Consider the following 5,691-nt stretch of genomic DNA (forward strand, 5'->3'; position numbering starts at 1 on the left):
AACTTGTGCTGCCGGCCATCTCGTGCGGCCCAGTTCATCGCCTGACCGGCGGCCAAGCCGAGAAGGGCAGTCCCAATGGGAGTGAGGATAGATATCTTTCCTTCAGAGATATCGGCGTCTCTCGGGAAAACAAGCGTCACCCTTCGCGCATCGCCGGTATCCGTCTCATACTCTACCGTCGATCCCATGCGCACGACGTTTCGAGGCACCGAGACGTCGGCTACCACACGTGCGCGTTCGAGCTCGAGCAAAAGTCCATCGGAAATCTCGGGAAAGCGCTCGGCCGCGACGAGGGCAAGGTTGTTCAATCGCTCTTGATCCGTTTTTCCTATCACGATTGACGGTTTTCGTGGTTTTTTGCTGTATTCCTTCATTTTTCTTACGCGTCCTTTTTCGCTCACCTGGGCGACACCAAGGCAGCGGCTCGGTCCGAGATTGGGAGCTCGGTCGTTGCCTTAATGTCATTGTCAAGGATTGCCATCACCTCGTCAGAGGACTGTGCCAGTCGGAGTCCCTCGTGGATCTGAGGCGCCCGAACCAATCGGCACAGTTGGGCGAGCGCGGGCAGGAAGGTGGCAGTGGCAGATCGGGGCCAGAGCAGCGTGAAAACAAGATCGACGGGATCGCCGTCGGGGCTGCCGAAATTAATAGGAGCGGCTAATCGCGTGAACGACGCAACAGGACACGAGATCGACGGGAACAGGGCATGCGGGACGGCGATGCCACGGCCAATCCCTGTTGCACCGCCACTTTCACGCTTCCAAAGGCGCCGAAGGACGACCTGATCATCGACCCCAGCTCGTCGCGCAATCCTGACCGCTATCTTGGACAGCGCCGAGAGCTTTCCCTTTGTCACAAGGTCAAGTGTAACGTCTTTTTCTGACAGGTGTTTGAAAATCATCGTGGTCGCCTCTAAGCCAAACGCCGCGCAAGTGTGCAAAGTGCGTTTAGCTTCGCACTCCGTCTGCAGCGGTGTCACATTGAATTGCGGTGCTTGCGGACCCGGACGCGAAGTCAGTGGAGTTCGCGCCCGGGTTAGAGGCCTGCTTTAAGGCGTCCTGGCTCTCGCCGATGCATGAAAGTATTCATGATGGCTAAAACATGGGGAGAAATAATTTGAAATCAAGCGAGAAGTCAAAAATCTGAGATCGCAGTTGAATTTACCATCGCGCGCTCAGTCTACCTCCGGCTAATGACCGGCGATTAGATGAATCCTTCTCATACAATGCCTGTATTCTAATGATGTCGACGGATATAAACAAGGTGCAGAAATACTGCACTGAAATGCCAGTTTATTTCGTTGGACTAATATTCCCATCAGCTCTTGAATGGCTCTACGCGACAGGTCGTGCGCAGCCCGTCGATTGCCGGAAATTCGGCGACGCGGGTTTGAACGAAAAAGGATTTCCGCCATGAAAAAACTCCTCCTCGTATCTGCTCTGACACTGTCCGGCTCGCTTTGTGCCATGGCGGCGCAGGAAGTCGCAAAATCGCCACCGGCCGCCCCTTATCAGCAGGTCAGCAAGCTGGTGAAGTTGCCCGACTTCCTGCCCGGAATGGGACAACTCTTCGTCGATCCGGCGACACTGCCGGCCGGTCCGTTCCTCGCATATGATCACGACGGAAGGCTTGTCAGTACGATCTATATGCTGCCGACAAAGGATCTCAATCCGGACAAGTCATTCGCCGATCTTGCGGCGCCCGGCGGCAACGTCGACCATGTCGACGTCTATTACAATGCCGGCCATCCGGGCGTGGAAGAGCCGCATGTCCATGTGGTGCTGTGGCATGTCACAGCGGCCGACGAAGCGAGCGTCGCCAAATGACTATCGCGCGACGACACATGCTCGGCTGGGGCGGTGGCCTCATCGCGGCCATTTCCTTGTCCGGGCGAGATGTGTGGGCACAAGAGGTGGTGGAAATTAGGATGCAGGGGCGCGCCGATGGCTCGCATGTCTGGTTCGATCCGATTGGTGTTCTGATCAAGCCCGGTCAGACGGTCCGCTGGATCAACCTCAACCCCGGCAATTCCCATACGACCACCGCCTATCATCCGGCAAACTTCGGAAGACCGCTCCGCATTCCTGAAGCGGCAAAATCCTGGGCTTCAGACTATCTCCTGCCTGACGAGAGCTTCTCAGTTATCTTCACCAAGCAAGGGGTCTATGACTACTATTGCATTCCCCACGAGCACGCTGGAATGGTCGGTCGCATCATCGTCGGCAAACCAGAATCCCATGGCGGCTGGATGGAGCCGGTCACTGCAAGCCGCGGCCTCCCGGATGAGGCTCTCGAGGCGTTCCCGACTGTCGAAGAAATAATGGCGAAGCGGATAGTCCGCCAGGTTTAGAGAGCCCGACAGGTTGGGCAGTTGTCTGGCTGACAATGAATAGGAAAAAGCGATGCGGACGGCCGGAGTTTTCTGACGGCCGTCGGTGAACAAGGAGGTGGATGGCCATGGCGGAGATGGCGTTTTCGAATGAGATTTTGGTGCAATCGCAGGCGGAGCGCGGTGGCCGCGAACAGGCGGCCCAACAGCGCGAGCGCGCGCTAAATCGGCTTGCGATCCTGGGAGAGATGACCGGCGGTATTGCCCATGATTTCAGAAACCTTCTGACGGTCATCGAATCCGGCTTGAGGCTGGCCGAAAGAAGGGCCGATCAGCCGGAAAGCGTGCGCGCGGATATCGGCGCGACGCGGGAAGCCGGCAATCGAGGCGTCGAACTGACGTCTCAGTTGCTCGCCTTTGCAAGCGATAGGAAACCCGACCTCCAGGCGCGCGATTTGAACGAGCTCGTCCGTTCTTTCGAGCCTTTCCTCAGATATGGCGCGGGCGCTCACGTCCGCGTCAGGCTCGAACTTGGTTCCGACATCCCGAGTTGTCTCGTCGATCCGACGTTGTTCGACGCCGCCGTCCTTAATCTTGTCCTCAACGCTCGCGATTCCATGCCAAGCGGCGGTGAGATTTGTATCGCAACGGAGCGGCTTGTCGAGGCGGATACTGCGCCCGGCCAGCCGGCGCCGAAAACCTATGCACGCCTTCGCGTTCAGGATCGCGGCTGCGGCATGCCGTCGGAAACTCTGCAAAAGGTGCTGGACCCATTCTTCACGACCAAGGGCGAAAACGGCACCGGAATGGGATTGTCACAGGTATACGCGACTGTACAGTTGGTTGGCGGCCATCTACGCATCGCCAGTAAGCGAGGAACCGGAACCACAGTCGATCTTCTGTTTCCATCGACCGAAGAGGCCGTTTAGGCCTCCATGTTGCCCTCGCAGATGGCGCGTAGCCCCACCAGGGCGGGGCCAACAACGCTCTCGTCAGCATTAGCAGACCTCACTGCGTAAACCGGGTAGGAAAATTGCGGCATTTCGGGCACTAGGTGGAGCTGCCCCGCCGCAATATACGGCTCCACCGCGCTCATCCTGAAATATCCGGAGCCGCCGCTCGCAAGAACATAGCTGAGCGCCAGGGGACCGAGATCGAACGAGAGGTCGGGTGTGACATCCGGGAAATTCATGTCGTGGTGCAGCACGAAATCCGGCCCCCAGTCCATATAAACGTAGTTCGTCGCCTCGAGGCGCTCCGCTCCGCGATAGGTTGTCACAAGCACCAGCTTCTCTTCCATAAGGAGATCGATTTTGAGGCCGGGGCGATGTTGGGGCGCATACATGATCGCAACATCAACCAGCCCCGAAGCGACCTGATTAATCAGGTCCTGCGGCACGTCGACATGTACGCGAAGCGCGATATCGGGAAGGCAATGACGAATCCATCTGACCCAGTTCAGCAGGAGTGGTTGCGCAAGCGTGACTTCGCTGCCTATCGTTAGCACCGCTCGGTGGCCTGCCGGCACGGCGACCTGTTGACGAGTGCGTTGCCACAACTGGACGAACGCCGGTGCGTGGCGCAGAAACTGCTCGCCAGCCGGCGTGAGAGACGCTCCGCTCTTATTCCGAACGAAGAGCGGTCGGCCAAGCAGCTGCTCGAGGTTGCGAATACGCGCGCTGACGGTGGTCTGGGCAACATTCAAGCGTTCAGCGGCGCGAATAAAACTTCCCGTTGAAACTATTTCCAAGAACGTACGGGCGAGTTCAATGTCCATTGAAGAATAGCATAAACGTTGCGCTCAAATGTCAATCAAATTCGTTTGCTAAATGCTGGTCGCTCTGTAAGCTTTGGTAATTCCAAACGCTCCGTGCTGCACAGCGTCAGTTGTCGTGGCCTGAACTCGCTCAAGCCCGCGCAGCGTTGATACGCAGCGTGACAGGACAAACCATGTCGTTCAAAGAAAAGAGCGAGGGCGACCTCCTCACGACGCTTGGCGCAGTTGGCAGCAGATACTTCGTCTATCGCCGCGGCGAAAGTTTCGAACGAGCCAGTTGCGCGACCGGCACAACTCATATCGAGTGGCCGCCACCGACATCCACGCCAGTCGCCGGAAACACTCGCGCTATCGACAGGCGGCTTTTATCGATGCGCCAGCAAGATTTCCCCGAGTACGACGGTATCGTTGTGGATCGCGTCGTTCGCTCCGTGAGCAAGTGTGACGAGACTTTTCAGCGCCAGGTGGTGCAATCGATAGACGTCGGGATGCTCCCGGATTCCCGTGGAATATCGGCTGTGAAATACCTCCCAACGGGCTCGGTCGTATCCCGGACCATCTCCGCAATTGAGTGCTTGGCGCCAGTTCCTTCGCCCAATAGTCAACTGCCGCATTGGTCTTCTTCACCGCCGGGCCACAAGGCGGTTCTTGCTGATGGGTGCTTGAACGACACATCCGGCAATAAAATTGCACGCAACAACCTATTAAATTCGTTTGCGTAACGCGTCCAATGACAACAAGCTGCCGGGCAGAGATGGCGACAGGCAGGCGCAATATTGAGATCAAAGGCAGCGCGAAACGGAGTTCGCCCTTCGCCACGCCAAGGAGCCCTCTGAAGCCAAGGAGAAGACGAATGACTCCTAAGCACACAAACACAACTGGTCCGGATTTGGTGCGAGGTATTGGGATTGCCGATCTTCCCGACGGCAGTAAGCTTGTCGGCCACTGCGGCGATGCGCAGGTGCTGCTCATGCGTCGCGGGCCGCAGATATTCGCCGTGGACGCACATTGTACGCACTACAACGGTCCTCTCGTCGACGGTCTGGTCTCCGGCGACACCGTTCGCTGCCCTTGGCATCACGCATGTTTCGACTTGAGCACTGGCGAGGCCCTGCGCGCACCGGCTTTCAGGCCGCTGGCATGCTGGTCGGTGGAGCAACGCGACGGCAAGATCTTCGTGGTCGGAAAGCGCAAGCGTGCAGAACCAACAACACGCGAGCCGTCTGCGGAAGCAATGCCGGGGAAGATCGTCATCGTCGGCGGCGGTGCGGCCGGCTTTGCCGCGGCCGAGAGGCTGCGGCGCGAGCAGTATGCTGGGAGCATTGTCATGCTCAGCGACGACGAAGCGCCGCCTGTCGACCGGCCGAACCTTTCAAAGGACTACCTGGCCGGTAAGGCGCCGGAGGACTGGCTCCCACTGCGCGGAGAGAGCTACTATTCGAAAAACCAGATTGACCTCCGTCTCGGTACGCAAGCGGTTCGCATCGATCCGCACACCCGTGAGGCTGGCTCTTATACACCTCTGACGCTGCCGACGAGCGACCTAGTGGAGAGCCTTGGGGGCGCGTCACAATTAGACAACACA

8 protein-coding genes are annotated in these 5,691 nt (G+C 58.0%); 5 read left to right on the forward strand and 3 right to left on the reverse strand.

From position 1 onward, the window contains the following. Together rnk and C9413_RS26620 are read right to left on the reverse strand one after the other, a co-directional pair. Positions 1-401, reverse strand: a 401-nt coding sequence (rnk, locus tag C9413_RS26615) for a nucleoside diphosphate kinase regulator (protein WP_348648806.1), incomplete at its 3' end; no start/stop codon positions are given. Next, a complete protein-coding gene (locus C9413_RS26620) occupies positions 398-901 on the reverse strand; it encodes a PTS sugar transporter subunit IIA (protein WP_040114878.1) in 504 nt (167 codons plus the stop codon). The genes rnk and C9413_RS26620, both read right to left, overlap by 4 nt. 511 nt (positions 902-1,412) lie before the next feature. Between C9413_RS26620 and C9413_RS26625 the strand changes: the two genes are divergently transcribed. The 3 genes from C9413_RS26625 to C9413_RS26635 all read left to right on the forward strand — a co-directional run bounded on the left by C9413_RS26625 (position 1,413) and on the right by C9413_RS26635 (position 3,258). Further along, positions 1,413-1,826, forward strand: coding sequence for a DUF5602 domain-containing protein (locus tag C9413_RS26625; RefSeq protein WP_040114879.1), 414 nt, complete (start codon positions 1,413-1,415; stop codon positions 1,824-1,826). Further along, positions 1,823-2,350, forward strand: a complete 528-nt coding sequence (locus C9413_RS26630) for a plastocyanin/azurin family copper-binding protein (protein WP_040114880.1) — start codon at positions 1,823-1,825, stop codon at positions 2,348-2,350. The genes C9413_RS26625 and C9413_RS26630 overlap by 4 nt, the downstream gene beginning before the upstream one ends. A 107-nt stretch (positions 2,351-2,457) precedes the next feature. Continuing rightward, positions 2,458-3,258 (forward strand): ATP-binding protein, encoded by an 801-nt coding sequence (locus C9413_RS26635; protein ID WP_170251128.1) that lies wholly within the window; start codon positions 2,458-2,460, stop codon positions 3,256-3,258. Here the strand turns inward: C9413_RS26635 and C9413_RS26640 are convergent. Beyond that, entirely contained in the window at positions 3,255-4,106 is an 852-nt protein-coding gene (locus tag C9413_RS26640; RefSeq protein ID WP_040114881.1) for a LysR family transcriptional regulator, read from the reverse strand. The two genes, C9413_RS26635 and C9413_RS26640, sit on opposite strands and share 4 nt — an antisense overlap. A 173-nt stretch (positions 4,107-4,279) precedes the next feature. On the opposite strand from C9413_RS26640, the gene C9413_RS26645 reads away from it, so the two are divergent. Continuing rightward, positions 4,280-4,828: a hypothetical protein gene (locus C9413_RS26645; RefSeq protein WP_170251129.1), complete on the forward strand. Its 549-nt coding sequence runs from the start codon at positions 4,280-4,282 to the stop codon at positions 4,826-4,828. Positions 4,829-4,959: 131 nt separating this feature from the next. Then, a partial coding sequence (locus tag C9413_RS26650; protein ID WP_170251130.1) for a Rieske 2Fe-2S domain-containing protein occupies positions 4,960-5,691 on the forward strand: 732 nt, incomplete at its 3' end.

It is taken from the genome of Rhizobium sp. SEMIA 4085, assembly GCF_013004495.1.
In the GTDB taxonomy this organism is placed as follows: Bacteria; Pseudomonadota; Alphaproteobacteria; order Rhizobiales; family Rhizobiaceae; genus Rhizobium; species Rhizobium gallicum.